This window comes from Natronomonas salinimetallica (genome assembly GCF_013839515.1).
Lineage (GTDB): Archaea > Halobacteriota > Halobacteria > Halobacteriales > Haloarculaceae > Natronomonas.
The window spans coordinates 24,461-50,472 of record NZ_JACDNQ010000008.1; the positions used below are offsets into that span (position 1 = coordinate 24,461).

Sequence of the window (26,012 nt, forward strand, 5' to 3'; positions counted from 1 at the left end):
TGGGGACGCAGTCGGCTGGCGTTTATCGCCGCCCGAACACCCGCCGGAGGAGGCTCCGTCCGGCGGGCCGTTCGGCGATCGCGACCGAACAGTCGAGTTCGTTGATGACATTGAGGTGCAACGAATCGGTAACGAGCCGCGAGAGCAGCCCCCGCTCCGTCGCACCGATCAACACGAGCGATTTGTCCGCGGCCGCGCGTTCGATCGCCCCCTCGACGTCGCCGGAGTCGTCGACGAGCAACTCGGCGTCGCCGAGCCCGCGCCGTTCGGCCCACGAGCGGAGGAACGCCGTCCCGGCCTCCCGGTCGGCCGGCGAATCGACGACGTGGAGCAACGACACCTCCGCGCCGACGCTGGATTCGAGCGCGGTCGCGACGTCGGCGCTCAGATCGGAGTCGGGGCCGCCGGCCGTTGGAATGAGCACCCGCGACATGTCCAGCCCGCGGTCTTTGAACACGAGGAACTCACACGGCGGTTCGCTTTTGAGTTCGTCGAACGACCGCTGGGGTTTGTCCTTCGCCCAGGGTCGTCTGTCGTCCCAGCCGAGCACGACGAGGTCCGCCCGCATCGATCTCGCCTCGTCGAAGATCTCGGCGAACGACCGGTGTGAGACGACCGTCGAGGAACTGTATCGGACGTCGTAGGCGTCGGCGGTCGCCTCGACGTCCCGCAGGAGGGCCTTTGATTCGCCCGTGATCTGGTCGATCTGGCCGGGACCGTACCGTTGTACCAACTCGTCGGACGTCTCGACCAGGTGGACGACGTGGACGTTCGCCTCTCTCCGCTGCTCGGCGAGCGTACAGGCGAGTTCGACGAGGTGCGTCTCCGTCCGGGGGTTCGCGATCGGAACCACGACCCGATAGGCGTCCTCCTCGGCCACGCCGTCCCGGGATCCGGTATCCAAAAGCGGCACGTAGGACCGACCGACCAGCCCGCCGAAGGCCGACTCGCGGACCGATAGTCGGCGTTCGCTCCCCTCGAAGCGCGCGGATTCGAGCCGTTTTTCGGTCGTCTGGAAGTAGTTGACGACGGTGACGAGCAGGACGCCGCCGAGCGTATTGCCGAGGAGAACGGGCAGGACGAACGAGACGAGCCCCGAGCGAAGCGCCGCCTCACCGAGGAACACGAGGTACATGAGCTCGGTGGCGGAGACGACGACGTGAAACAGGTCCGCGAGCGGGATCATGAGGAAGGCGACGTAGACGAGAAAGAACCGTGAAACGGTGTCGCGGGCGGCGAAATCCAGCCAGACGACGCCGGCGACGATCAGCCCGGCGAAGCCGGCTTTGAAAAAGAGACTCCAGAAGCCGGTTTCGAGCCCCTTCTGTGATATCTCGACCGCCGTGACGGCCGTCTCCGGCGAGAACACGCCCGTATAGGCCAACACGAACGCGCCGAAGGCACCGCCGACGACGTTCCCCGCCAGGACGATGCTCCACTGTCGCAACATCGCCGGCAGGCTCGCCAGCCGCTCGATCGCGAGTGCGACCGGTGGCAGCGTGTTCTCGGTGTAGAGCTGGTAGCCGCCCAGGATGATGTATATAAACCCGATCGGGTACAGGAGCGCGCTCAGGACGGGCGCGCCGTCGGTCTTTGCGGTCATCGACGAGTAGATCAAGAACGTGAGCGTGATCGCGAACCCGCCCGCCAGCGCGCTAAAAAACAGCTCGCGGCCCTTCGTGGTGACCTCCTCGTCAGCGGCGGCGATGATACGCTGGAACACCTCGTCGGTCTCGAACCGATCCCGGATGACCCCACCAACCGCGGGCGCGCCGCTTCTGGAACGTTCGACCGCGTCCCGTACCGATGTATCGCCGTCCGGTTCCCGGTCGCTCATTGTGACCGACGAAACCGTCCGTCAACTAATGGCTTTGTATTGGACGCTCCCGAGAGACGGTCGTACCGTCGGCCCCGCGGTATGTTTCAGGGAAAGAGCGCGGACAGTCTCACTTTCAGGGAAAGAGCGCGGACAGTCTCAATCAGTTCCACGCGTGCTCTCCCGCAACTCGTATCTCTCGCCGAGTCCGTACACGTCCCGGAACACCGCCTCGATGAAATCCGCGGCGTGTTTCGGATCCGTCACCGCCGACACATAGAGGACGCCGTCGGCCGCTTTCCGCGTTTCGGGCTGTTTGATCTTGAAGACGTGATACGCGGAGAGCAGCGAGCCGAGCCGGTCGCGTTCGTCCGGGTCGGCTTCGAGTCGAAGCCCCCGGTCGTCGTACTCGACCGACGCGCCGCCGGTATCGAAGACGGCCGGGTCGCCGGTCCGTCGTGACTCGACGATCCGACGCACGAGCAACTTCCGTCTGTCACCGGGACGATCGGCCGCCATGGGTGTATCTGAAACGCCCAAGCACATCAACCTCGCGCTCGACGCGTTCAGTCAATTCTTTTAGGGACCGTTCTGAAGGAACGATTATGAGCGAACCAAAGATCCTGCTGCTCGGGGCACCGGGTGCCGGCAAGGGGACGCAATCGAGCAACATCACCGATCACTACGACGTCGAGCACGTGACCACCGGCGACGCGTTGCGCGCCAACAAGGACATGCAGACCGAACACGGGACGCCCCGTGAGTACATGGACGCGGGCGAGTTGGTCCCCGACCCCGTCGTCAACGAGATCGTCGAGGCCGCTCTCGGGGACGCCGACGGGTTCGTTCTCGATGGCTACCCGCGGAACCTCTCGCAGGCGGAGTACCTCTCCGATATCGCCGACCTCGATCTCGTTGCGCTGCTCGACGTGAGCAAAGAGGAACTCGTCGACCGGCTCACCGGCCGGCGAATGGACCCCGAGACGGGCGATATCTACCACACGGAGTTCAACATGCCCGACGAGGAAGAGGTCCGTGACCGACTCGTCCAGCGCGACGACGACACCGAGGAGACGGTCCGAGAGCGCCTCCGCGTCTTCGAGGAGAACACCCAGCCGGTGATCGACCACTACGAGGAAACGGGCGATCTCGTCCGGATCGACGGCGAGCAGACCCCCGATGAGGTCTGGAGCGATCTCAAAGCGGAGATCGAGGACGCCGCCTGATACGGCCGCAGTCGTCCGTCCGCACCCGACCGGACGAAGAGCGTAGCGTCCACCGGTCTGCCCCCGAAACGGGCCGACCGAACGTGGATCGGTTCCCCACTCTCGCCGTCGCGATCGCTCTCAGGGGATGTGCTCGCGTGACGTTCGATGGGACCTACCCCGCGACGCTGGATCGGATCACGGAGAGGCTTGCGGTTCTCCTCGTCGAGGCCGGCGACCGAGGACGAAGGCTCCGCGAGCGGTTCGAGGACCTCTCCCGGCGGCTCGACGACGGGTGAGACCGTCCTGTCGCACATCCCGTCACGGGATACGGCTCACGTACGACACCGATGGCTGGCGGTATCAACGGGTGAGCCACGGCCCGACCGGGCGGACACGCGTCCGAAGGTAAAAGGTTGATTACCCGCCCCTGATTATACCCGCCAATGGCACGCACAGCCTCGAAAGTACAGGAACTCATAACGGAGGACGCGGAGATGGAGGAGGCGATCGAGTATCTCCTCGACCGCGCCGACGAGGGGACGGTCTCGTGGGGCGACGTCTCCGAGGAGCTGACGAGTGGCCAGTGGGGGCGGCTCATCGAGACGGGACTGCTCGTCGACTCCGACGGCGAGGGCTTCGACGTCGCCGATCCCGACGGGGTCCGTGCGGCGCTCGAGGACGACGACCTGGAGTTACCCGACGCACCCGACACCGACTCCTCGTGGTCGAAGTGGGACAAGATGGCTGCCGTCGGATCGGTCTCGATGTTCGCCGGCTATACGTTCAGTTCGGTCCGTGAGCCACTCGCCGACACGCTGAACATCGTGCTCGGTCCCCTTCTCGATCTCCTCCCGTTCTTCGCGGTGGTGATGGTGCTTGCGCTTTTCACCGGGCTCTATTCTACGCTGTTGCAGTCGAACCTCATGAACATGGAGGTGATGGGTGCATACCAAGGCCGAATGAAGGAGATCCAAGAGCGCCGTAAGGACGCCAAAGAGCGCGGCGACGACGAAGCCCTCGAGCGGATCCAAGACGAACAGATGGATGCGATGGCCGACAACCTCGGGATGTTCAAAGAGCAGTTCCGGCCGATGGTGTGGATCATGGTATTGACGATCCCCGTCTTCCTGTGGATGTACGCCGTCGTCGGCTTCCGGGGCGCGCCGCTGTATCCGGAGATCGACCTCGCGCCGATGGTGATGCCCATCGTCGGCGAGGTCGGCTGGAACCAGGGGCTCGTCGGGCCGGTCCAGGCGTGGATCGTCTGGTATTTCGTCTGTTCGATGTGTTTCACGCAGGTCATCCGCAAGTCGTTGAACATCCAGACGACGCCGACGTGACCGGCCCACCGGCCCGCCGTGGATCGGTTCGGATCGGTCTGTCCCCGCCCGCCGGCCGCGAACGGTAACGCCTTTCACCGACAGCGGCACAGTATTGATATGTTGATAACCATCTCTGGCCCCGCCGGCAGCGGCAAGAGCACGGTGGCCGCCGGATTGGCCGAGCGGCTGGGATACGACCACGTAAGCGGCGGTGATATCTTCCGCGACCTCGCCGCCGAGCGCGATCTCACCCCGCTCGAACTGAACAAACGCGCCGAGGAGGACGACGCCATCGATCGGGATCTCGACCGACGACAGCGCGAACTCGCCGCCGAACACGACGATCTCGTGCTCGAATCGCGGCTCGCGGGCTGGATGGCGGGCGACCACGCCGACTTCCGGATCTGGCTCGACGCTCCCCTCGATATCCGCGCCGAACGGATCGCCGACCGGGAGGACAAACCGATCCGAACCGCCCGCGATGAGACCCTCGAGCGCGCCGACAGCGAGGCGTTACGCTATCGGGAGTACTACAATATCGACATCGATACCCTGGATATCTACGATCTCTCGCTCAACACAGCCCGCTTTTCGCCCGGGGCGGTCCTCGACGTCGTCATCACCGCCGTCGAGGCCTACGACATCGTCGACGACGAGGGGAAAACGCCGATCGACGGGGTCACCTACGAGTTTTGAGCATGCAGGAACGTGGCCCGCCCGACGACCGCGATCCGGAAACGCTGCTCGAGTTCGGGGTCGTCAATCTGGACAAACCGCCCGGCCCCTCCGCCCACCAGGTCGCCGCCTGGGTTCGAGACATGGCGGGCGTCGAACGCGCAGCCCACGCCGGGACGCTCGACCCGAAGGTAACCGGCTGTCTGCCGATCCTGACCGGAACGGCGACCCGTGCGGCACAGGTATTCGACGACAGCCGGAAGGGATACGTCGCCGTCCTCGACGTTCACGGCCGAATCCCGAGTGACTTCGAGGAGACGCTCTCGACGTTCGAGACGGACCTCTATCAGAAGCCGCCGCGGAAATCCGCGGTCGTCCGGCGGCTTCGGACCCGAGAGATCCACCGGCTCGAGTCGATCGAACGCGAGGAGCGCCGGGCGCTGATCGACGTCGAGTGCGAAAGCGGAACCTACGTCCGAAAGCTCTGTCACGATCTGGGGCTCGCGCTGGGAACGGGCGCCCACATGGGCGACCTCCGACGGACGAAGACCGGTGGGTTCGACGATACGACGCTCTCGACGATGGAGGATCTCGCCGACGGCCTCGCCTTCTGGCGTGAATCGGGCGATGCCGCCCTGCTCCGGTCGGTCGTCTCACCGGCCGAACGCGCCCTCGAGGGACTCCCGAGCCTGACCGTCGCGCCCTCCGCTGCCCGCGAGATCGCCGAGGGGGCCCCGGTGTACGCTCCCGGCGTGATCGATGCCGGACTCGGCGGGGCGGAGACGGGTGAACTCGTCGCCTGTTATACCCCCGACGGCGCGGCCGTCTGTCTCGGCCACCTGGCCGGCGACCCCAATTCGGAGGCGGGATGTGTCGTCGAGTTGGAGCGCGTTCTGATCTGAGACGGCCGTCCCCGGCTACGTGGCCGTTTTGCGTGTTCGCACTTCGGGATGGGGTTCGCACTTCGGGAGAGTGACAGCCACGCACGCATCGCGGCCGTACGCGTTCCGACACGAAACGAAGAGATTAAACGTCCCTCCGCCGTCCGTCAGAATGCGAGGGACCGTGGGGTAGTGGTATCCTCTGCGGATGGGGTCCGTTGGACCCGTGTTCGAATCACGGCGGTCCCATCACATTCTGTCGACGCTGCGTCGCCAGCGTCGGCTGAATCGGTGTGAGCCGTGATTCGAGCAGGCGAGTCGCAGCGTCCGACCGTACCGAGGACGACCGTCTCGCCGTGTTCGAACTCACGGCGGTCCCACTTTCCAAAACGCTTCTGCGAAGTCTACAGACTCGTTAACTTTTCCTAACGCCGTAACCGGGTTCCCCGGAGGGGGTCAGCGTGAGCCGCCGAGACCAGCGGTCAGGACTCGGTCCGTTCGTCGTCAAACCAGCGCCAGTCGTCCGATCGCCGGCTCGAAACCCGACGGGTCCGTGATCCGTCCCGAGTGCGGACAGGACGTCACGTCCTCGAAGAGTACACCCCGAATCCGGGGGTTATTCGAGGGATTTCGCTCGGTTCTGGAAGTCCCCGCCACACGCCGAGCACGTCCCGGGATGTGTCTCGGCTGGGACGACGACCCCACACTGGAGGCACTCGTACTCGGAAGACATGTCCGCCGTATCGTGCTCGATATCGTGGCCGTTAGGCATACACGTCGCTATGTGACCCAGGTATAAATAATATTGTATAATGTATATAATTATCATATTATTGTTCCCTGCGGACGTTCCGCGTGAACCGTCCCGGCCCGCTCCGCCTACCCGTCCGAGGATACAGACGGGGGGTTCGAAGCGGACGTAGTGGCTGCCCGTACGTGTTACGGAAAACCGAGGAGAAAGCCTCGCCGTTCACGGCTGTCTTTTACCCACAAGTGCTAACATCGCAGCTGACGAACCAACGCCGGAAGATGGGAGGAGGTCCACACAGTTGGCGACCAGAAGTCGATGAAGATGGACAGCTACGTGACATGGATGTCTCTGGATGGATTCGAACTGAGTTCCGACCAGCCGAGTTTGGAGACAAACGGCTTACCGACCGCCTGGGAGCGTGTCATAGAACTCTTCCCATACTACAGTCAGTTTGATTACTATTATAGCGGGTTACTGACTTAGAGTTGCGTGCACTGGGTGCACGACGTTTAGAACCGGTCAAAGAGTGCCTTTTCGTTTCCGAATAATGATTTCTCGCACCCGTTCAACGTGGTTTGTCTAGGATTGAACGGATGCTGTGAGGATCGCTTCGACGATCTCGGAGCGGCTGACTCCGAGATCGTCACACTCAGCGACTAGTTCATCCACTTCTCGCACGATTTCCTCGTCAACAGCGACTCCGAACTTCTCTTTCGCCATAGCTACGACAATCTAAGAACAGCGTGCACCAAGTGCACGGCGCTTTCAATTCGTTAGAGCTGATTCAACAAACCATGAGAACTCTTCTATGACACGCTCTAGTACAAGTCAATCGCGTAAAGTATCAATCGGAAGATTCGGGGTCGCTTCCCGCCGACACGGACGGTTCCACGCCCACCATCCCGGTTCACAACGAGATGGGGAGTACGTGGTTGGGATTCGTTCGCCGTCCTCACAGAACCCGTAGCCCCGCTGGGACGGGCAGTAATGCTCGTGTACGGGAGGGGGTGACGGCTTAACCAAAACACACCCCGTTCGCGGTTGCACTTCGCCACACTCGGCGTGGCGGAGTATGGTCGATGGCACGGCCCGTGTCGCGCCCCTCGAAACGAGGGGCGTGAATCCTCGCGTTCGCACAGTCCGTTTGGGGCTGGGCGCAGGGAGCGCCACAAGCAGGGCGACTCGCAACGAGTCGGCGTCACCATACGCTCACCGTCCTGACGTGGAGCGCACGAACCCGGTACTCCCTTCGCGGGAGGAAGTTGCCCTCGGGGGCTTGGGAGCGGCCCGCTGTCCCGCGCTGGAATCCTCGCGCTTCAGCGCGGGGAGGATGTCAAGTCTTGGGGGTCCGTGCGATCGTCTCGGCGACGTCCGCGAGCAGCGACTCGGACACGTCGTCGACGTACCCGACCGCCTCCAGTGCGGACCACCACGACATCGAGACGCCGCTCCCGCCGTGGCCGTAGTTGTGTACGATATCACCCTCCGCTTCGACCCGCATTCCGGCCGCCCTGTACGGCCGGTAGCCGTATTTAACGGAGACGTCGGCCCTGTTGACGTCGACGTACTCGCTCGTGATCGCCTCGTTTACCGTGTATAGCCGTTCGGGGATCGTTTCTCCGTCTATCGTCGTCGGGGTTTCCGGGGTCTCGCCCCGCCACTCGCCGTCTACGATGTCACCCCGTAGATACGAGCCGCCGAAGAGGACCGACTCCTTGCGGGGGTACATATAGACGTAGTGTCCGTACTCGGCCGGCGTGTACGTATACGAGAACGGAAGCGGCGCATCGCCGTCGTAGGGGACCTCGAGGATGTGACCCTTTATCGCCGTCATGGAATCGTCCCCGAACAGGACTCGGCTCCCGTATCCGGAGCAGTTGAACACGGCCTCCCCGGGGAGTTCGTCCACTTCGCCGGCCGCCAGCGTCCGCCGTTCGGTCTCACCACCCAACGCCTCGTAGGCGGCGTACAACAGGGGAACGTACTCCGGCATCTCGACGAAGTACTCCTTGCACGCGTATCCGTCACGGACGCGCCTTCCGGGCCGTGACGGTGCGTTCCCCTCGTAGGCCGCGATGTCTTGTACCTCCATCCGGGCCGGTATCGGCTCGGCTCGGGGCTCCTCGTAGAGATAATAATGTGTGTGTTTTCGGACGGGGATTCCGTCGGTCTGATAGAACGGTTCGAACGTCGACTCCGCCAGTTCTATCAGTTCGTCCTCCGAATACGCCGACTCGATCTGGACGGGGTATACCGAGGCGGCCGCATAGTTCGTTGCGACCGTCGGGGTGTCCGAGCCGTCGACGTACGCGAACGTATCGCTGACTATCTTCGTGTCGTGGCCGATGTACTGTAGCAAAATCCCCGTCGATAGCCCCTGTACACCGCCACCGATGATCGTATACTGCATGCTAGCTGTTTCGGATGCCCTCGGCTAAGTACCCCGTGCTCCGGGGGACGTACCCCGTGCTCCGTCGCGCTCGCGGATCCCTGGCCCGGAGGCTACGGTCGGCGGGGACGTAGGGGCAACGACGGCTGCGGCTATATCGGTTTTTCGCCGGTACGAGACAGTTCGAACCGCTTTCTGAGCGGCGCGAGCATGACGCCGCCCCGGTCCCCGAAATATGTCTACCCTTGGACGATACCTCGGCGCATTCGATTCGCTTTCTCCCGTGAGACGGGAGTAAGTGGTCCGGCGGCCGAACGGCGGGCCGCATGCGTCGGGTTGCGAAAGCGAAAAGCACGTCGGGTTACGAAACCGAAAAGTACCATGCATCGCAACGCATTGTCACACGTATAGAATATGTCGTCCCAAACCACGAACACAGCGCCTCTCGACCGATTCGAACGGTCGGTCGAGGCCTACGACGTCGGGGTACACCGGGTCCAGCCCTCCGCGGTATGTGAGACTATCGAGACGCTCCTCTCGGGGCCGGCGGTCGGGGTTTCGATCGATATCGATGGGGCGACGCTTCCCGAAGATGTGAGTACCGAACCGACCAGCGCCGAGTTGGAGGCGGCCGAGACGGGTGTGACGAGCGCGTCGCTGGCGATCGCGGACTACGGAAGCGTTGTGCTTCGGGCAACGGCCGAGGGAAGCGAGCCGATAAGCCTCTTCAACGACCGCCACGTCGTGGTCCTCCGTGAGTCCGATATCGTCCCCGATATGGCGGCCGCCTTCGAGTGGTTCGGCGAGGAACTGCGCGAGAGCCGCGATTCGGCGATCATCGCGACGGGGCCCTCGGCGACGGCGGACATGGGGGCGCTCGTCCAGGGGGCACACGGTCCAAAGGAGGTGGAGGTGATCGTTGTCACATGAGCGAGAAGTCACGGCAATCACGGGCCGAGCACATCAAACACATCATGGAGACCGAGGGCGACGCGGTCGCGACGAATACCCGCGGGTTCAACCAGGGCCGATACGACTCGGTCGCGAAACTCGAGGACTACGAGGCGCTGAAAGGCCGGGCGAGAGAGATCAAAGAGGACGCCATCGAACGGCTTCCGGAACTGATCGACGAGGTCATCGACGCCGTCGAGGAGAACGGCGGGACGGTGTACATCGCCCAGGACGCGGCGGACGCGAACCGATACATCGCCAGCGTCTGTGACGACGAGGACGCAGAGCGTTTGATAAAGAGCAAATCGATGACGAGCGAGGAGATCGAGATCAACGAACACCTCGAAGCGGACGGCGTCGACGTCGTCGAAACCGACCTCGGCGAGTGGGTGTTACAGCTCGCCGATGAGGCTCCGAGCCACATCGTCGCGCCGGCGATCCACAAATCCCGAGCGGAGATCGCGAAACTGTTCAACGAACGCTTCGACCCCGAGGAGGAGTTGGAGTCCGCGGAGGAGCTGACGATGTTCGCCCGTGAACGGCTCGGCGAACTCATCCGCGAGGCCGACGTCGGGATGACCGGCGCGAACTTCGTCACCGCCGACTCGGGGACGATGGCACTCGTCACGAGCGAGGGCAACGCCAGAAAGACGGTGACGGTACCGGATACGCAGATCGCCGTCGCGGGCGTCGAGAAGATCGTCCCGAGCGTCGAGGACCTCCAGCCGTTCATCGAGCTCATCGGTCGCTCCGGCACCGGCCAGGACATCACGAGCTACATTTCTCTTTTCACTCCGCCGATCAACTCACCGACCGTCGATTTCGAGGATCCGGAGGCGACCGTCGGCGGGACCGGGGAGGACCGGGATTTCCACCTCGTGTTGATCGACAACGGGCGGATGGCGATGCGCGAGGACGATGACCTCAAGGAGACGCTGTACTGCATCCGCTGTTCGGCCTGTTCGAACACCTGTGCGAACTTCCAGTCCGTCGGCGGGCACGTCTTCGGCGGCGAGACGTACTCCGGCGGGATCGCGACCGGATGGGAGGCCGGCGTCCACGGCCAAGACGCGGCGGCGGAGTTCAACGACCAGTGTACGGGCTGTTCGCGGTGTGTGGAGGCCTGCCCGGTCGAGATCGACATCCCCTGGATCAACACGGTCGTCCGCGATCGGGTCAACAGCGACAAGGACGTCAACGCCGAGTTCCTCGTCGACGGGCTCACCCCCGACGCCGAGGAGAGTGCCCCCGGCCTCCAGAAACGGCTGTTCGGGAACTTCGAGACGCTGGCGAAACTCGGCAGCACGTTCGCTCCGTTGTCGAACTGGATGGCGAACTCGCCGCCAGCCGCGATCGCGCTCGAGGAGATCGCGGGCGTCGACCGCCGCCGACCGCTGCCCAGCTTCAGCCGGACCACGTTCGTCGAGTGGTTCGAGAACCGCGAGGCGGTTCCCCCGGCCGATCCCGACCGGAAGGTCGTCGTCTACCCCGACCTCTATACGAACTACATGGACGTCGAGCGGGGCAAGGCCGCCGTCCGGGCGCTGGAGGCGCTCGGCGTCGAGGTGCTCGTCCCGTCGATGCCCGGTTCCGGCCGCGCACCGCTCTCACAGGGAATGATAGACACAGCACGGAGCAAAGCCGAGGCCGTCGCCGAGGAACTCGGCCCGTACTTCGAGGCCGGCTACGACGTCGTCGTCATCGAGCCGAGCGACGTCGCGATGTTCACCGGAGAGTACGAACGGCTCCTCCCGGCGGAGGCGTTCGATCCCTTCGCCGAGAACAGCTACGAGATACTCGAGTACGTCTACGGGCTCGTGGCCAACGGCGCGGACCTCGATCGGCTCCGACATGCCGACGCGGAGGCGACGGTCGCCTACCACAGCCACTGTCAACAGCGGACGATGGGACTCGAGGGGTACAGCCGAACCATCCTCGAACGCTGTGGGTACGACGTCGAGACGAACGACGTCGAGTGCTGCGGGATGGCCGGCTCGTTCGGCTACAAGACCCAGTTCTACGAGCAGTCGATGGACGTCGGCGAAAACCTCGCCGGACAGATCCGCGACGTCGACCCGGATCTCGTCGTCGCGAGTGGGACGTCGTGTCTCGACCAGATCGACGACCTGCTCGAGGAACGGCCCCAGCACGTGATCGAGCTCCTCGCACCGAAATAACGCCCGTTCGATCCGGGCGACCGGATCCGGCTATTCGCCGTTCTCCTCCGACTCCCGAGTCGTCGCCCCGCCCGGCCGGGAGGGAGCCGTGGCGTCGCTCCGTCGGGTCGCGACCTGCAGTTCGCCGCTCGTATCGTCGAACACCATATGCGAGTGGGGATACGGGATCTCGATGTCGTGCGCCTCGAAGCGGTCCCAGACCTCCGTCAACACGCTCGAACGCACCGCGGCCTGTTTGTACGGCTCCTTCGCCCAGTACCGGAGCGTGATCGACACCTCGCTGTCGCCGAACTCCTGGATGTACGCGGTCGGCGATGCCGGGTATCGGGCGCTTCCGACCCGGATGTCGGGGCCGCCTTTGATGACCGCCTCGACGGACCGTGCGGCCGCCTCCATCTGTTCGCGTGCTACCGATATATCGCACTCGTAGGTGACGCCGACGTCGAGCGTCATCCGAATGCGGGCGTCCTCCGCGGAGTAGTTGACGACGTCCCGTTCGCGCATCGTCCCGTTCGGGAGGACGATGAAGGTATTGTCGATCGTGAATACTTTCGTGTAGACGAGCGTGATGTCCTCGATGAACCCCTTCGTCCCGGTGTCCGCCAACTCGACCATGTCCCCGATCTCGTAGGGCTGCTCGGAGAGGATGAAGACACCGCTTATCACGTTCCCGATGATCGGCGCGAGGATGATGCCGACCACGGCCGAGAAGACACCGACCGAGAGGGCGATGCTGCCGAACCCGAGCCCGAAGAAACTCAACGCCGTCAACACCGCGCCGAGGACGATGAGGATCTGTAGGCTCCGGAGGATCGTCCGGCTCACCGAGGGCCGTTTGAACTGGCGGGCGATCCGCCGCCCGAGCATCTCCCGGGCGATCTGTGAGAGGTAATACGAAAAGACGACGAGCGCGACCGCGAGGACGAGACGGTATATAAACACCGGGACGGCGCCGGGGAGCCACTCCGGTGGCGCGATCCCGGATCCGTTGCGAAACGAGGGCGTCGGCGTCACCGTCCCCGTCTGTAAAAACGCTACGTCCATACCGACCCCTCAGCGGCGATCGGAAAAAGCGTTCCCCAACGCCCGTCGGCGGCCGCGATCCGGCCCGGACCGCCCCCTCCCCGATCAGGGGAACGGATGGTAGCTTCGATCGAGAGCCGGCTCGAAGCCGAGCGATCCGGGAACGCTCCGGGCGCGCTCGCCGAAGTAGGGCTCGCCGGTGAAAAGCGGCTGCGCCGAGGGGACCACGACCCGAACGGCCTCGAACCCCATCGACCCGACGTCCCCGGGCGTGAGGCGCGACGCGTAGGCGTCGAGGCCGGCGTCGTCGACCGACTCGACGAGCCTCTCCAGTTCGGCCCGGCCGGTCGGCGGTTCCGACGGCCCGATCTCGGCGGCCGGGATCGTCGTCCCGTGATCGACGAACGCACGTGCCGGCTCCGGAAACGAGGCGTGCGTCCCGACCGCACCGCCCTCATCGTTCGCCCGCTCTTTGCCCATGCGGCGGAGTTCGAGCCAGTTCTGTAGCGCCTCGGCGAGCGCGCCGCGGGCGGCCGCCCCCGGTTCCAGACCGGCCGCCGAGCCGGCCGCAAACCGGGGCCACGCACCCTCTCGGTGGACGCAGGCGGCGACGACCGGCACGTCGACGTCCTGCGTACACACGAGCGCGGTCGCTTCGAGCCCCTCACTTTTGGCCCTGTCCGCGAGCGTCCGATACCCCTCGTCGTCGACGTCCAGCCCCATCGGCTCGTACGTCGAATACCACGCCAGCATCGTCGCGTCGCGCTCTATGACCTCATAGAGACCCGATCGGATCGCGCCAACACCGCCGTTGCCAAGCCCGAGCCCGGTGGTGATCGCGGGCCGGATCGTCCGTTCCGGCGGCGGGAAGACGACGAGCTCCGCCGGGAGGTGGACGGCCTCGCCGGTCACAAGGTGCTCGGCGCTATACCACCGGGTCACGTCGGACGTGTCGTCGGTCCATTCGGTGTCGGCCCCGCTCGGGGCGACGAACCGTTCGGGACGGACCGAGGCGTCCGGGTCGGTCTCGAACTCGTGATCACGATAGATCGCCGCGCTGTACCGTTCGAGGGCCTCCCCGAGCGCCTTCATAAACGCCGGATCCCAGTCGAGTCCGACCCCCGCGGCGTGGTCGGGGGCCTCGGCGTCCGAGAACGGCGTCGCCGCGAGCGTCGCCAGATAGTAGGGGACCGGGAACGATTCGGCCTCCCCGACCGCCGAGATCGGACCCACGCGGTCGTCGAAGGCGACTTCGGCCATCGAGATCGACTCCCCGAGCGGCCGATCCTCGTGGTTTCTCCGGAGCCCGTCGGCGTGGTCGTCGCCCCCGCCACACTCACAGTAGGGGACCGAAAGCACCCGCCGCCGTGCGTGCGGGACCTCGATGACCCCGCCGAGAACGGCGGATTCGCGCCCGGCGACGAGCGCCGCGAGCTCGCGGCCGGCGACCGATCCGGCGAACCTGGCCGTCGATACGTCGTAGCCGCCGTCGCCGGTCGCCGGATCGGCCGCCGCGACGCGCTGACGGAGACACGCGTGACACGCCGTCCCCGGTGCGTATCCCGACACCGCGGCGTCGACGCCGTCGACCGGCTCCCCTCCGATCCCGCCGAGTTCGACGGTGAGAAGCGGGGTCTCGCTCGTCCGAGCGCGCTCGGCCGCCGCCTCGTGAACCGTCGCCCCGACCGGGCCGACCGCGACGGCCACGTCGGACCCGTCGAGTCCGGGCGGATCGACGGCTACCGCCTCGGCGGCTGTATCGCCCAGGGCGGCACGGATCGATTCGGCCGCGGCACCGTCGCCGAGCAACCCGACCGCCGTCACTGCGGATCACCGGTCCCCGACTCTATGGACGCTCTCGGATACATGTCAGTCATGTCCGGTCGAGGGGCGATAAAAGCCGCGGGAGCCCTCGACCGGACGTTTCGATCCGGGGCGGTCGGTGATACTGTCGGGTATACCTATAGTAGAGATCGGAAGACAATACACACTCGACCGCACGGCGGCAGTGCGGTCGATGTGTAACTAGTTGCGATGTCTACTATATTTCATAGCGTGTGATAAAAACATTCACAGTCCATCTGCTCCGGAATAACCCAAGATGGACATATTGGAGTAGATATGGTTACTGAAGACTGTGCAAGATACAGAGAGTGAAGTCAGCAGAGAGCCGTGAGAAGAAGGCGGTTATTTATCAAGTCGGTGGTCCATTCTACAACTAACGATCTTGGACCTATGAAATCGAATCGGGCCGTCTCACCTGTTATTTCGGTTATTTTGATGGTCGCAATTGCAGTCATACTAACCGCAACTATCTCGATATTCGTTCTTGGATTCACAGAAGATCTCAACGACACTGCGCCAGTTGTAGGCCAAACGAGCGGTGAGTTTGAACCGGGTAGTTCTTCTGATAAACAGATTGTACGAATCACTCATGAAGCTGGAGATCAGGTCAATGTTGAAGATATCGAGATTTTAGTTAGTGCATCAGGTCCCGGAGTGGACACTGAAGCCCGGTTGGTCGATCTTCCCGGTGATGGATACTACACTGGTGCGCTTGCCGATAGTAATATTCAGGGCAACGAAGATTTGATCGATCAGAGTTATAAATCAACCAAGGTAATCGTTGTCGATGACTCAAACGAATGGACAGCTGGAGATACCATCGAATTTCGAATCGGTGTAACCGCGGCTGATTTTAGAGATTCTCCGACCTACGATGATGCAGATGAACTTGAGGTCACTATTGTCTATACTGATACCGAGTCAAGTGCTATCCTGTTTGAGGAAACGTTTAGACCATAATCAACGTACAGGAGTGTATAAACCCGTAGCTGTTGAATACGCGCTGTCCATCTTGCACGCCACTTCTGACAGGAATTGGATAGATAGAGCTTGCTAAGCTTTCTATGACACGCTATATTTCAAGCTATTCGCGCGACGGTGACGCGATAGCTTCACGAAATTATAGCCGACAGTATGAGGATGCAGACGACGGGCGGACCGTCGGCGATGGGGCATACCGAGTACGCTCACGGTGTCCCACAGAGCGCCACCCCCGCAGAGGGCGCGTGGCGCTCCGAGACGAGCGTACTCAGTGTCAGGTGAGAGACGAGCGTACCCAGTGTCAGGTGAGCATCGAACGGGCGACGCGCGCGAACTCGTCGTCGGCCACGCCCACGAGACGTTCGTCGGCGAGTCGCAACCGAAGCCGGGGGCGGCCGATGTCGATCGGAACCTTCTCCGTTCCGATCACGCCGGCCTCCTCCATCCGGGTCTTCGTCCGGGAGAACGTGGCTTTCGAGGCGACGCCGACGTCCTCGCCCCACTTCGAGATGTCGTACAGGAGGTCTTCGTTCCGGGCCGCGACGAGCAGCGACACCGTGACCGCATCGACGTCGGTGCCGCCCGGGGCGTCCTCCAGCGCCGAGAGGACGGTGTCGAAGTCCTCGACCGTCGACCGCCCGAGTTCGGCCTCGAGCGTCTCACGGACCCGGGCGAGCGGTGGCGTCCGAACGTCGTACGTGTCCGCGCCCGTCCACGCGTCGGCGAGCCGCCCTCTCGTGTCGGCGAGGAAGGCCTCGTCGTCCGTCACCAATCCGGCCGTCCGATCCGTCCCCTGGACGAGGGCGACGACGGACGACGCCGTGACCGACAGCGCGTTCGTCCCGTCGTCGTACCCCCGTATCTCGAGGACGCCCGCCTCGACGTGGTTCGCCGTCCGGCCCGCAACGAGGAAGTCCTCCAGTACCTCCCTGAGAGCGCCCGTATCGGCGAGGAGGCGGATCGGCGGCGATCCCTCATCGAGGCTTCGGACGAGTCCCTCGATGGTCCCCGCGTCCGGCGCGACGACGAACGCGCCCTCTTCCGCCGCGTCGAGCACTTCTCCGAGTACGTCCGCGACGGATCGCCCCATAACAGTCGATTTCATCGGCGTTAGAATAATTGCACTTCGTGAGGTATTTAATCTTTCTACGGTCGGGGTCGTTCGCAATCGGGCGCGCGCCCGTGACGAACGGGTAACTTCTTGTCCCGGCGTTCCTCAGTTTCACGTATATGAGCTACGAGCAGGTCCGCCGGACCGATCCCGCGATCGCCGACGCCCTCGAAGGGGAACTCGAACGCCAAGAGGACACGCTGGCGATGATCGCGAGCGAGAATCACGTCTCGGAGGCCGTACTCCGGGCCCAGAGTTCCGAACTCACGAACAAATACGCCGAGGGGTACCCCGGCGAACGGTACTACGCCGGCTGTGGCCCCGCCGACGCTGTCGAGGAACTCGCCATCGAGCGCGCCAAGGAACTGTGGGGAGCCGAACACGTCAACGTCCAGCCCCACGCGGGGACGCAGGCGAACATGGGGGTGTATCTGGCGATGTTGGATCCGGGCGATAAGATCCTCTCGTTGGAACTCGAACACGGCGGACACCTGAGCCACGGCCATCCGGCGAACTTCACGGGCAAGACCTACGAGGTCGAACAGTACGAGGTCGACACCGAGACGGGCTACATCGATTACGAGGGGCTCTACGAACACGCCGAGACGTTCGACCCCGACATGATCGTCTCGGGCTACTCCGCATACCCCCGGGAGGTGGACTTCGAGCGGATCCAAGAGGCTGCCGACGCGGTCGACGCCTACCACCTCGCCGACATCGCCCACATCACCGGCCTCGTCGCGGCGGGTGTCCACCAGTCGCCGGTCGGGGTCGCCGACTTCGTCACCGGTTCGACCCACAAGACGATCCGGGCCGGCCGCGGTGGCATCATCATGTGTGACGGGGAGTACGCCGACGCGATCGACGCCGCGGTCTTCCCCGGCGCACAGGGCGGTCCGTTGATGCACAACGTCGCCGGCAAGGCCGTCGGGTTCAAGGAGGCGCTCTCGCCCGATTTCGACGCGTATGCCCGACAGGTCGTCGACAACGCCGAGGCCCTCGGCGCTCGGCTACAGGAGCACGGCTTCTCGCTCGTCTCGGGCGGCACCGACACCCACCTCGTGTTGATCGACCTCCGCGACTCACACCCGGACACGACCGGGACGGTCGCCGAGGAGGCCCTCGAGGAGGTCGGGATCGTGCTGAACAAAAACACCGTCCCCGGCGAGACGCGCTCGCCGTTCAATCCCTCGGGGATCCGCGCCGGGACGCCCGCGCTCACCACCCGCGGCTTCGACGAGGAAGCCTGCGAGCGCGTCGCAGACCTCATCTACCGGGTCGTCGACACACCCGACGACGAGGCGATCAAAGCCGACGCGGAAGCCGAGGTCGAATCGCTCTGTGCGGAGTTCCCGCTGTACGACCGCGAGGGCCGACTCGTCGACTTCGAGTAGGCCGAGTGGCCGGATCCGACACGCTTGCGCCCGGAGGACCCGACGCACACGTTCTCCGAGGACCCGAAACGCTTCCTGCGGTCGAGCCCTATCACCCGACGAATGACCGACGCCTTCCGTCGTCTCAGGCGGCCGTTGCTCTACGTGATGGGGCCTCTGTACATCGCCGCCGGTATCATGCACTTTGTCGTCCCGGAACTGTACGTCCAGATCGTCCCGCCGGTCCTCCCGGCACCGCTCGCGCTCGTGTACGTCTCGGGGGTCGCCGAGATCGCGGCCGGAGTCGGCGTGTTGCTCCCGCGGACCCGCCGATACGCGGCGTGGGGGACGGTCGCGGTACTCGTTGCCGTCTTCCCGGCGAACGTCTACATGGCGACACACGGCGTCGTCATCGAGGGGATGCCGGGCGGCGGCGACCCCTCCGCGCTCGTCCGCTGGGGACGGCTTCCGCTGCAGGGCGTGTTGATACTCTGGGCGCTCTGGTACACCGGACCACCCGCCGAGGGGGCCTGATACTGCCGGCGATCCCGATGGCATGCGATTCGCGCGCCGGTGCCGCGATCGCGTCACGAACGTCTCGCCGGCAGTCTGGGTGCGTTCGGGTTGCTCATACTGACGGACAAAAGAATGTACACACGACGCACGAGGATCACGCCGCTCGGCGGAGCGAACGGCGGATCACTCGTGAATCGGTTTCATTTGATTTCGTCCACCAGTATCAGTTATATACCCGCGATGGCCTCGCGTCCCGAACACACGCCGCGGCCGGATTTATTAGTGAGCGCCGGGAGAAATCCCACATGACAACGTTCGTCGTCGTCGGCGGTGACGCAGCCGGAATGTCGGCCGCGAGCAAGGCAAAACGGGACGATCCCGACCTCGACGTGGTCGTCTTCGAGAAGGGCGAGTGGGTCTCCTACGGCGCGTGCGGGCTCCCCTACTACATCAAGGGTGAGATCCAATCGATCGAGCGTCTCGTCTCCGTCACGCCCGAGCAGTTCCGCGAGGAGCGCGATATCGACCTCCGGACGGGCCACGAGGTCGTCGGTATCGATCCCGGTGACCGGACCGTGACCGCGCGGAGCAACGGCGAAGAGACGGTTCTGTCCTACGATTCCCTGCTGGTCGCGACGGGAGCGGCGGCAACCGAGCCGCCGATCGAGGGCCTCGATCTGGATGGTGTCTACACCCTCGGATCGATGACCGACGGGAAGGAGCTTCGGGAGTTCGTCGCCCGCTCGCGGGAGACGTCGCCGATCGACCAACCCGATAGCGGCCCCGCGTGTCAGTATCTCGAAGACTGCAGCGGCCCGGTCGGGATCGTCGGCGGTGGGTACATCGGCGTCGAGATGGCCGAGGCGCTGGCCGAGAACGGCTTCGAGGTACATCTGTTTCAGCGCGGCGATCGGGTCCTCAAGGGGTTCAGCGACGCGACGAGCGAGGCCGTCGCCGATCACCTCGACGAGCAGGCCGTCTCGGTGTACCTGAACGCCGAAGTCGAGGCCGTCGACGGACGCGACGCCGTCCAGGCGGTCGTCACCGCCGACGAGCGCGTGCCGGCCGAGATGGTACTCATCGGTACGGGGGTCAGGCCGCGAACCGATCTCGCCGAGGACGCCGGCATCGAACTCGGGCCGACGGGAGCGATCGCGACCGATGCCCACCGGGAGACGAGCGTCGAGGACGTCTACGCGGCCGGCGACTGTGCGGAGGCCGAACACGTCGTGACGGGCGACCCCGTCTACGTCCCGCTGGCGCTGACGGCGAACAGACACGGCCGTGCCATCGGACGAACCGTCGCCGGGACGCCGACCGAGGGCGGCGGTATCGCCGGAACCGCCGCGCTCAAAGCGTTCGAGATCGAGGCCGCGCGGACGGGCGTCCTCGACCACGACGAGGCCCACGATGCCGGGTTCGAGCCGGTCACGGAGACGATCGAGGCGAAGTCCAGGGCCGGCTACTATCCCGAGGGGGGGACGGTACGCGTGACGCTCACCGCCGACCGGGATTCGGGGCAGGTCCTCGGCGGGAGCCTCGCCAGCGAGTACGGTGAGGGGGCAGTCCACCGCAGCCACGCGTTGGTGGGCGCGGTCACGGAGGGTGTGACGCTGGGCGATCTATCGAACTACGACCTCGCGTACGCCCCGCCGTTCAACACGACGTGGGACCCGATCTTGACCGCCGCGAAGGTGCTCGAGAGCAAACTGTAGTACGAATCTGCATATCCGACGGATCGAACGCGCGGGATCACCACGAACCCGAACCGTTGATACGTCCGGCGCGCTCCCGATCCGGTAATGACAGAGATCATCGACGGCGAGGCCGTCGCCGCCGACATCCGCGATTCGTTGGGCGAGAGCATCGAGAGACTGCAGGCCGACGGCGTCGAGCCGGGGCTCGCGACGGTCCTCATGAGCGACGACCCCGCAAGCGAGACGTACGTCTCGATGAAACAGCGCGACTGCGAGGAGGTCGGCATCGATGGTATTCACGTCGAGATCGACACCGACGCCCCGCCGTCGGATCTCTATGAGACGATCGACGATCTCAACGGGGACCCGGGCGTCCACGGCATTCTGGTGCAGATGCCGCTCGTCGAGGGGATCGACAGCCGTCGTGTGCTCCGCAGTATCGACCCGATGAAGGACGTCGACGGATTCCACCCCGAGAATGTCGGCCGACTCGTCGCCGGCCACGATCGGTATCGGCCCTGTACGCCTCACGGCATTCAGAAGCTGCTCGGGGCATACGACATCGAGACGGAGGGTGCTGACGTCGTCGTCGTCGGGCGATCGAACATCGTCGGCAAGCCGCTTGCGAACCTGCTCTTACAGAAGGCCGATGACGGGAACGCGACGGTAACCGTCTGTCACTCCCGGACGGACGACCTCGGCGCGAAGACCCGGAACGCGGACATCGTCGTGGCCGCGGTCGGGATTCCCGAACTGATCGACGCAGGGATGGTCCGTGAGGGCGCAACCGTGATCGACGTCGGCGTCAACCGCGTCGACGCCGATACCGAGAAGGGCTACGAGCTCGTCGGCGACGTGGACTACGAGGGCGTCGCGGCGGTCGCCGGGGCGATCACCCCGGTTCCGGGCGGCGTCGGGCCGATGACCCGGGCGATGTTGTTGTACAACACCGTCAAGGCCGCGGGGCTGCAAAACGACGTCGACGTCGATCTCCCCTGATGTCGCCGCCCGCCGGCAGTCCCGACGTATTCGCCGGATACGACGAGTTCTACCGAACGAGAGAGCGGATCGAACTCGATCCGGCACGCTTCCGGAAGGGTCTCAGGCGGGGCGACGACGGTGCGTGGGGCGTCGGCGCGCTCGTCGCCTTCGAGGGTCGCGGGCTGTTCGTCCGCGAGGGCGACAGATGGTTACTCCCCGGCGGCCGCCTCGAGGCCGACGAGACGCCCGAGGTGGGCGCAAAGCGGGAGGTCCGCGAGGAGACCGGTCTCGACGTCGAGATCACCGGCCTCGGTGCCGTCGCCGAGCAGACGTTCGTCGACCGGGAGTCCGGGGACTCCTATGAGTTCCGGTTTGCGACCTTCCTCGGCCACCCCGTGGCGTCGGCTCCCGAACTCCCCGACGCCCCCGACGATCACGCCATCGACGAAGTCGCATGGCACCGAGACGTTCCAGCCGACACGTTCGATCGGGACCTCGTCGTCCGGCTTTTCGAGGCGTATATTTAAATACCGGAACGCGGCCAACGGCCGTATGCCCTGACGAGTCGACCGCGTTCCGCCCAGGCGGGAGTGCGACGCACGGAACGTGACCCCCCGGACGTGTCGCCTGTTCGCTACCGAGACGCCCAGCGTCCTCTGTGACCGGCGGACCGACTGCCGACCCCGACCGGTACCAGCCCAGCGACGGGCCGCCGGCCGCCGGATTGGGCGGATGGCTCCTACCGACGTCTACCGGCCCCGGGAGCCGAGCGAGTCGAGTCGCTCCTCGGCCACGGCGAGCTCCCCCTCATCGCCGTCGGCCAGGTACCGACCGACAGACCGCGCCGCGGCGAGGAGGGTCTCCGACTCCCGAGGTGAGACGTCACCGTCGAGCGCACGTATCCGTTTTACGTGCGCTGAGAGCCGTTCTAACGCACCAGCAACACCCGGATCGGGGTTTTCCTCGAGGTACGTCCGGACGTTACTGCGGTACTCTCGAACCGCGTTGGCGTACGCCAGCCCCCGCATAGCGCGCATCGACGCCGGGACTGCCTCCGGCGCAGGCCTTCGTTCTTCGTCGGCCCGCAACAGTTCGGTAAAGTACCACTCCTCGTCGTCGGAAACGTCGATTCGTCGACCTACCTCCGCGGCGACGTGTTTGAGTTCCATCGCGGCCAAATACGCGTCGTCAAGCGGCTGGAGCCGTCCGGCGTCGATAAAGCCGTAGCCGCGCGTGAACTCACGGGCACGGTCACTCGCGCGGCTGGCGAGCCGATCGATGGGCTCGGCATCGATATCCGCACGTATCGGTGTCAGATCGAGCGTTGCCGACGTCGCCGTGTGGAGCGCACGTTCCTCGTCGATCCCGACGCTGTGGGCGCTTCCACAGGACGGACACGATATCTCTCCCGTCTCGTAGTACGACCACTGTGTCCCACACGCCTTGCACTCACGTTGGCCGCGGAGCTTCATACCGACACTGGGATACGACGGCTCAAAACACCCTCGGCTACGTATCGAGGGCCTCGAAACGGTCTTCGACGCACTCGGCCGCGAGTGCGAGCATGAGTTCGATGCGGGTCGCCCACGGAGTGCCGTGGGCAAACCGGACGTGATCGTGGGCCGCGAGCGCTGCCGCCCCACCGGCGGTTCCATAGACCGGTTCGGAGGGTCCGGCGTGACACCGCGACGTAACGACGACCGGACACGACGCCTCGGCGATTTCCTCGCCTAACGCCGTGGTCGCGTTCCCGAGACCGGTTCCGGCGACGACGATGCCGTCGGCACGGGCCTCGGCGTCCTCGAAGGCGTCCCGGCCGATACCCGAGGCCGACACGACGATCGGGACAGTCGGATGTCTTCCGGGATCGGGAACCGGAACCGTCGTACTCGACCCCTTCGGCCGCCGATACCAGTGTACTCGCTCGCGCGTGAATCGTGCGATCGCCCCCGCCTCGGGCGACCGAAACGTATCGAGCGCGCAGGTGTGTGCCTTCCGGGCGGTCGCTGCGGCGTGTAACTCCTCGTCGAAGGCCACGAACGCGCCCTGCCCGACACGCTCGTGGGCTGCGGCGCGGACCGCGGTCACGAGGTTTGCCGGCCCGTCGCTTCCCTGCTCGTCCGGGCGTCGTTGGGCCCCTGTCACGACGACCGATGTCTCGCAGGTGAGATCGAGATACCGAGCCGTCTCCGCGAGCGTGTCCGTCCCGTGGGTGACGACGGTTCCATCGACATCCGTTCCGATCTCGCGTATCCTTTCGGCGAGGCGGGCACACACCGCCGGCGACATATCGAATCCCGGACGGTCGGCGACCGTCTCGACGGTGACGTTCGCGTGTGTCTCGAGTTCGGGGACGGTCTCGACGAGCTCGTCACCGGAGAGTTCGGGGGCGGCCCCCCGTTCGTCCCCGTCGGCGGTCGAGGCGATGGTTCCACCCGTGGCGATGACGTGTACGTCCATGATCGGGTCTCCATCGGCGGTCGGTTGGACGTTTCGATCGCCGGGCGTCGGGGCCGCCCCGAAATCCGCTGGATAACGAACGTTCATGAGTCCGGTCGGCGTAACAACGGTATGCGCGACGAAGAGGAAATCCGCGAACAGTACGAATTCCTGAAGGCCGAACTGGACGACGAGGAAATGAACCACGAGGGCGTCCGTCGGATGTTCACGTATTATAAGCGGGCCCTCGGATGGACCCTCGGAGAGGAGCACATCTGAGGGCAGAGAACGGTCCTGGTCCGGTACATTTATACGTCGGTGAGCATTTGTCTACGGTGACGCTTCGCTTGGAGGGCCGAAGCGTCAGCGGGGACCAATTCAGGGCGGCAAGCGCCCGACCGGCTCTTTTCATCCGGTCGGACGCTTTCCACTCTCGCTGAACCGAGGACCGACCACATCGTTCGACGCGAGTAACCACCGGGACGGCGTATCGCCCGAAGAACCTTCGCCGGCGTGGGCGTGGTGTTCGGACGTGCGTACTGTCATGGCACCTGAAACTATCCGACGAAGAGACCAGTAATTATCGAGACAGCTCCCCCGAGATCCCGGCCCGATGTGTTCCGACGCCGTCGGCTACCTCCACTACATTCGGCCATACGACCGGTCCCGTCATCGGCTGGGATAGATCCGATATATTTAACCTAATACGACAGTTATTCTAGCATAGATCTTACCGATGCACGACCTGACAGGGTTTCAACGCGACTTACTGTACGTGATCACCGGCCGAGACGACCCCCACGGGCTGGCAATAAAGGAGGAGCTCGAGGATTACTACGAAAAGGAGATCCATCACGGGCGTCTCTACCCGAACCTCGATACGCTCGTCGAGAAGGGTCTCGTCGAGAAGGGCCAACGCGACCGGCGAACGAACTTCTATACGCTCACCCGACGTGGCCGGCGTGAGATCGACGCACGCCGCGACTGGGAAGATCAGTACGTCGACACGGAGTGACGGCCGGCCATTCGACAGGACCCGACCCGTTTTGTGTCTCACCGGCGAGTGTCGGATATGGGCGCGGATCTCGAAGAAAAGACGGACCGCTACGAAACGCTCCTCTCGGCGGCACTGGAGGCCGCCGAAATCGCACCACAGGAAGGGACGCCGTTGTACGAAGCTGCCACCGACTACAGGGAGATGGCGCGGTCGTACCTCGAGGACGGCCGGCACTTCCGCGAACAGGGCGATCCCGTCAACGCTCTCGCGTCGTTTTCCTATGGCCACGGATGGATGGATGCAGGCGCACGCATCGGCGTGTTCGACGTCCCGACCGACGGCCACCTGTTCACGCTCTGAATGCGGTGTTCGTTCCCCGTTCGACCGACCGACGGCCGTCCCGAGCCGCCGGCGGTCTGGAAGCAATATTTATTAAGGATATGTCCGTTCTCGATACCGTCGTACGACAGACGGTATCGCACAATACTGCTCGAAACGACCGAATTCGACGCCTTTAGTCCTGCCTCCAGCAAAACATTTAAGTACTTTTCGGACTAACGTTGAATCAGCAGTAGCCCGCTTCCGGATTCTTTGGTTTCCCGTCTCCGGAGTCGGACGTAACCCACCACCATGAGTAACACTGGAATCCGAACCTACAACGAAGAGAGCCGAACCGAACGGACCGAACAGACCGATAGCACCGAGGACGTATCGACCTGTCCGGAGTGTAACGCCCGCCTCGAGGCCGATTCGGAGCACGGCGAGACGGTCTGTACCGAGTGTGGCCTCGTCGTCGAGGAAGACGAGATCGACCGCGGTCCCGAGTGGCGCGCCTTCGACAGCGCCGAAAAGGACCAAAAGTCCCGCGTCGGGGCCCCC

General features: G+C 64.4%; 27 protein-coding genes and 1 tRNA gene. 19 read left to right on the forward strand and 9 right to left on the reverse strand.

Annotated features, from left to right (window positions below; all coding sequences use genetic code 11):
* Positions 1-22: 22 nt before the first annotated feature.
* Together HZR14_RS08150 and HZR14_RS08155 are read right to left on the reverse strand one after the other, a co-directional pair.
* Positions 23-1,837 carry a formate/nitrite transporter family protein gene (locus HZR14_RS08150; RefSeq protein ID WP_181692375.1) on the reverse strand — a complete coding sequence of 605 codons (1,815 nt, stop codon included), beginning with the start codon at positions 1,835-1,837 and terminating at the stop codon, positions 23-25.
* 138 nt (positions 1,838-1,975) lie between these two features.
* Complete coding sequence (locus tag HZR14_RS08155; protein WP_181692376.1) at positions 1,976-2,335, reverse strand: DUF7975 family protein; 360 nt, start codon at positions 2,333-2,335, stop codon at positions 1,976-1,978.
* 86 nt (positions 2,336-2,421) lie between these two features.
* Between HZR14_RS08155 and HZR14_RS08160 the strand changes: the two genes are divergently transcribed.
* From HZR14_RS08160 to HZR14_RS08185, 6 genes are all read left to right on the forward strand, one after another.
* Positions 2,422-3,042 (forward strand): adenylate kinase, encoded by a 621-nt coding sequence (locus tag HZR14_RS08160; RefSeq protein WP_181692377.1) that lies wholly within the window; start codon positions 2,422-2,424, stop codon positions 3,040-3,042.
* An 83-nt stretch (positions 3,043-3,125) separates the two neighbouring features.
* The gene (locus tag HZR14_RS08165) at positions 3,126-3,320 is read left to right on the forward strand and encodes a hypothetical protein (RefSeq protein ID WP_181692378.1); all 195 of its coding nucleotides are present in this window, start codon (positions 3,126-3,128) and stop codon (positions 3,318-3,320) included.
* Positions 3,321-3,467: 147 nt separating this feature from the next.
* Positions 3,468-4,364: a DUF106 domain-containing protein gene (locus HZR14_RS08170; RefSeq protein WP_181692379.1), complete on the forward strand. Its 897-nt coding sequence runs from the start codon at positions 3,468-3,470 to the stop codon at positions 4,362-4,364.
* Positions 4,365-4,463: 99 nt separating this feature from the next.
* Positions 4,464-5,042, forward strand: coding sequence for a (d)CMP kinase (cmk, locus tag HZR14_RS08175; protein WP_181692380.1), 579 nt, complete (start codon positions 4,464-4,466; stop codon positions 5,040-5,042).
* 2 nt (positions 5,043-5,044) lie between these two features.
* The gene (locus HZR14_RS08180) at positions 5,045-5,923 is read left to right on the forward strand and encodes an RNA-guided pseudouridylation complex pseudouridine synthase subunit Cbf5 (RefSeq protein ID WP_181692381.1); all 879 of its coding nucleotides are present in this window, start codon (positions 5,045-5,047) and stop codon (positions 5,921-5,923) included.
* Positions 5,924-6,080: 157 nt separating this feature from the next.
* A tRNA-Pro gene (locus HZR14_RS08185) sits at positions 6,081-6,151 on the forward strand.
* 367 nt (positions 6,152-6,518) lie between these two features.
* Here HZR14_RS08185 and HZR14_RS08190 read toward each other — a convergent pair.
* Together HZR14_RS08190 and HZR14_RS08200 are read right to left on the reverse strand one after the other, a co-directional pair.
* Positions 6,519-6,674, reverse strand: coding sequence for a rubrerythrin-like domain-containing protein (locus HZR14_RS08190; RefSeq protein WP_181692382.1), 156 nt, complete (start codon positions 6,672-6,674; stop codon positions 6,519-6,521).
* Between the two features lie 1,312 nt (positions 6,675-7,986).
* Positions 7,987-9,063, reverse strand: coding sequence for an FAD-dependent oxidoreductase (locus HZR14_RS08200; protein WP_181692383.1), 1,077 nt, complete (start codon positions 9,061-9,063; stop codon positions 7,987-7,989).
* A gap of 393 nt (positions 9,064-9,456) precedes the next feature.
* Between HZR14_RS08200 and HZR14_RS08205 the strand changes: the two genes are divergently transcribed.
* Complete coding sequence (locus HZR14_RS08205) at positions 9,457-9,972, forward strand: LUD domain-containing protein (RefSeq protein WP_181692384.1); 516 nt, start codon at positions 9,457-9,459, stop codon at positions 9,970-9,972.
* Complete coding sequence (locus HZR14_RS08210) at positions 9,969-12,170, forward strand: LUD domain-containing protein (protein WP_181692385.1); 2,202 nt, start codon at positions 9,969-9,971, stop codon at positions 12,168-12,170. The genes HZR14_RS08205 and HZR14_RS08210 overlap by 4 nt, the downstream gene beginning before the upstream one ends.
* Before the next feature lie 30 nt (positions 12,171-12,200).
* On the opposite strand, the gene HZR14_RS08215 is transcribed toward HZR14_RS08210, so the two are convergent.
* Positions 12,201-13,214, reverse strand: coding sequence for a mechanosensitive ion channel family protein (locus HZR14_RS08215; RefSeq protein WP_181692386.1), 1,014 nt, complete (start codon positions 13,212-13,214; stop codon positions 12,201-12,203).
* An 84-nt stretch (positions 13,215-13,298) separates the two neighbouring features.
* Positions 13,299-15,017: a YcaO-like family protein gene (locus HZR14_RS08220; protein ID WP_181692387.1), complete on the reverse strand. Its 1,719-nt coding sequence runs from the start codon at positions 15,015-15,017 to the stop codon at positions 13,299-13,301.
* Between the two features lie 411 nt (positions 15,018-15,428).
* On the opposite strand from HZR14_RS08220, the gene HZR14_RS08225 reads away from it, so the two are divergent.
* Both HZR14_RS08225 and HZR14_RS14390 read left to right on the forward strand, forming a co-directional pair.
* Positions 15,429-15,998: a type IV pilin domain-containing protein gene (locus HZR14_RS08225; RefSeq protein WP_181692388.1), complete on the forward strand. Its 570-nt coding sequence runs from the start codon at positions 15,429-15,431 to the stop codon at positions 15,996-15,998.
* Between the two features lie 180 nt (positions 15,999-16,178).
* Positions 16,179-16,301, forward strand: coding sequence for a hypothetical protein (locus HZR14_RS14390; RefSeq protein WP_255479208.1), 123 nt, complete (start codon positions 16,179-16,181; stop codon positions 16,299-16,301).
* Positions 16,302-16,320: 19 nt separating this feature from the next.
* Here the strand turns inward: HZR14_RS14390 and tbsP are convergent, their stop codons facing one another.
* Positions 16,321-17,124, reverse strand: a complete 804-nt coding sequence (tbsP, locus tag HZR14_RS08230; RefSeq protein WP_181692389.1) for a transcriptional regulator TbsP — start codon at positions 17,122-17,124, stop codon at positions 16,321-16,323.
* A gap of 125 nt (positions 17,125-17,249) precedes the next feature.
* Here tbsP and glyA point away from each other — a divergent pair, with 125 nt between their 5' ends.
* The 5 genes from glyA to HZR14_RS08255 all read left to right on the forward strand — a co-directional run bounded on the left by glyA (position 17,250) and on the right by HZR14_RS08255 (position 22,224).
* Positions 17,250-18,524 carry a serine hydroxymethyltransferase gene (gene glyA, locus HZR14_RS08235; RefSeq protein WP_181692390.1) on the forward strand — a complete coding sequence of 425 codons (1,275 nt, stop codon included), beginning with the start codon at positions 17,250-17,252 and terminating at the stop codon, positions 18,522-18,524.
* Between the two features lie 102 nt (positions 18,525-18,626).
* On the forward strand, positions 18,627-19,037 hold the full coding sequence (locus HZR14_RS08240) for a DoxX family protein (RefSeq protein ID WP_255479210.1): 411 nt from the start codon (positions 18,627-18,629) through the stop codon (positions 19,035-19,037).
* A 287-nt stretch (positions 19,038-19,324) separates the two neighbouring features.
* Positions 19,325-20,734, forward strand: a complete 1,410-nt coding sequence (locus HZR14_RS08245; RefSeq protein WP_181692391.1) for an FAD-dependent oxidoreductase — start codon at positions 19,325-19,327, stop codon at positions 20,732-20,734.
* A gap of 87 nt (positions 20,735-20,821) precedes the next feature.
* The gene (locus HZR14_RS08250) at positions 20,822-21,715 is read left to right on the forward strand and encodes a tetrahydrofolate dehydrogenase/cyclohydrolase catalytic domain-containing protein (protein WP_181692392.1); all 894 of its coding nucleotides are present in this window, start codon (positions 20,822-20,824) and stop codon (positions 21,713-21,715) included.
* Complete coding sequence (locus HZR14_RS08255; RefSeq protein ID WP_181692393.1) at positions 21,715-22,224, forward strand: NUDIX hydrolase; 510 nt, start codon at positions 21,715-21,717, stop codon at positions 22,222-22,224. Before HZR14_RS08250 ends, HZR14_RS08255 begins: the two co-directional genes overlap by 1 nt.
* A gap of 222 nt (positions 22,225-22,446) precedes the next feature.
* Here HZR14_RS08255 and HZR14_RS08260 read toward each other — a convergent pair whose 3' ends face one another.
* Both HZR14_RS08260 and HZR14_RS08265 read right to left on the reverse strand, forming a co-directional pair.
* Positions 22,447-23,169 carry a TFIIB-type zinc ribbon-containing protein gene (locus HZR14_RS08260; protein ID WP_181692394.1) on the reverse strand — a complete coding sequence of 241 codons (723 nt, stop codon included), beginning with the start codon at positions 23,167-23,169 and terminating at the stop codon, positions 22,447-22,449.
* 37 nt (positions 23,170-23,206) lie between these two features.
* Complete coding sequence (locus tag HZR14_RS08265) at positions 23,207-24,157, reverse strand: asparaginase (protein WP_220132495.1); 951 nt, start codon at positions 24,155-24,157, stop codon at positions 23,207-23,209.
* 111 nt (positions 24,158-24,268) lie between these two features.
* Here HZR14_RS08265 and HZR14_RS08270 point away from each other — a divergent pair, with 111 nt between their 5' ends.
* The 4 genes from HZR14_RS08270 to HZR14_RS08285 all read left to right on the forward strand — a co-directional run.
* Positions 24,269-24,415: a DUF8555 family protein gene (locus tag HZR14_RS08270; protein ID WP_181692396.1), complete on the forward strand. Its 147-nt coding sequence runs from the start codon at positions 24,269-24,271 to the stop codon at positions 24,413-24,415.
* A 457-nt stretch (positions 24,416-24,872) separates the two neighbouring features.
* Positions 24,873-25,151, forward strand: a complete 279-nt coding sequence (locus tag HZR14_RS08275; RefSeq protein ID WP_181692397.1) for a PadR family transcriptional regulator — start codon at positions 24,873-24,875, stop codon at positions 25,149-25,151.
* Between the two features lie 57 nt (positions 25,152-25,208).
* Complete coding sequence (locus HZR14_RS08280; protein WP_181692398.1) at positions 25,209-25,493, forward strand: DUF357 domain-containing protein; 285 nt, start codon at positions 25,209-25,211, stop codon at positions 25,491-25,493.
* Positions 25,494-25,763: 270 nt separating this feature from the next.
* Positions 25,764-26,012 (forward strand): TFIIB-type zinc ribbon-containing protein (locus HZR14_RS08285; protein WP_305080128.1); only part of this gene is annotated, 249 nt, incomplete at its 3' end.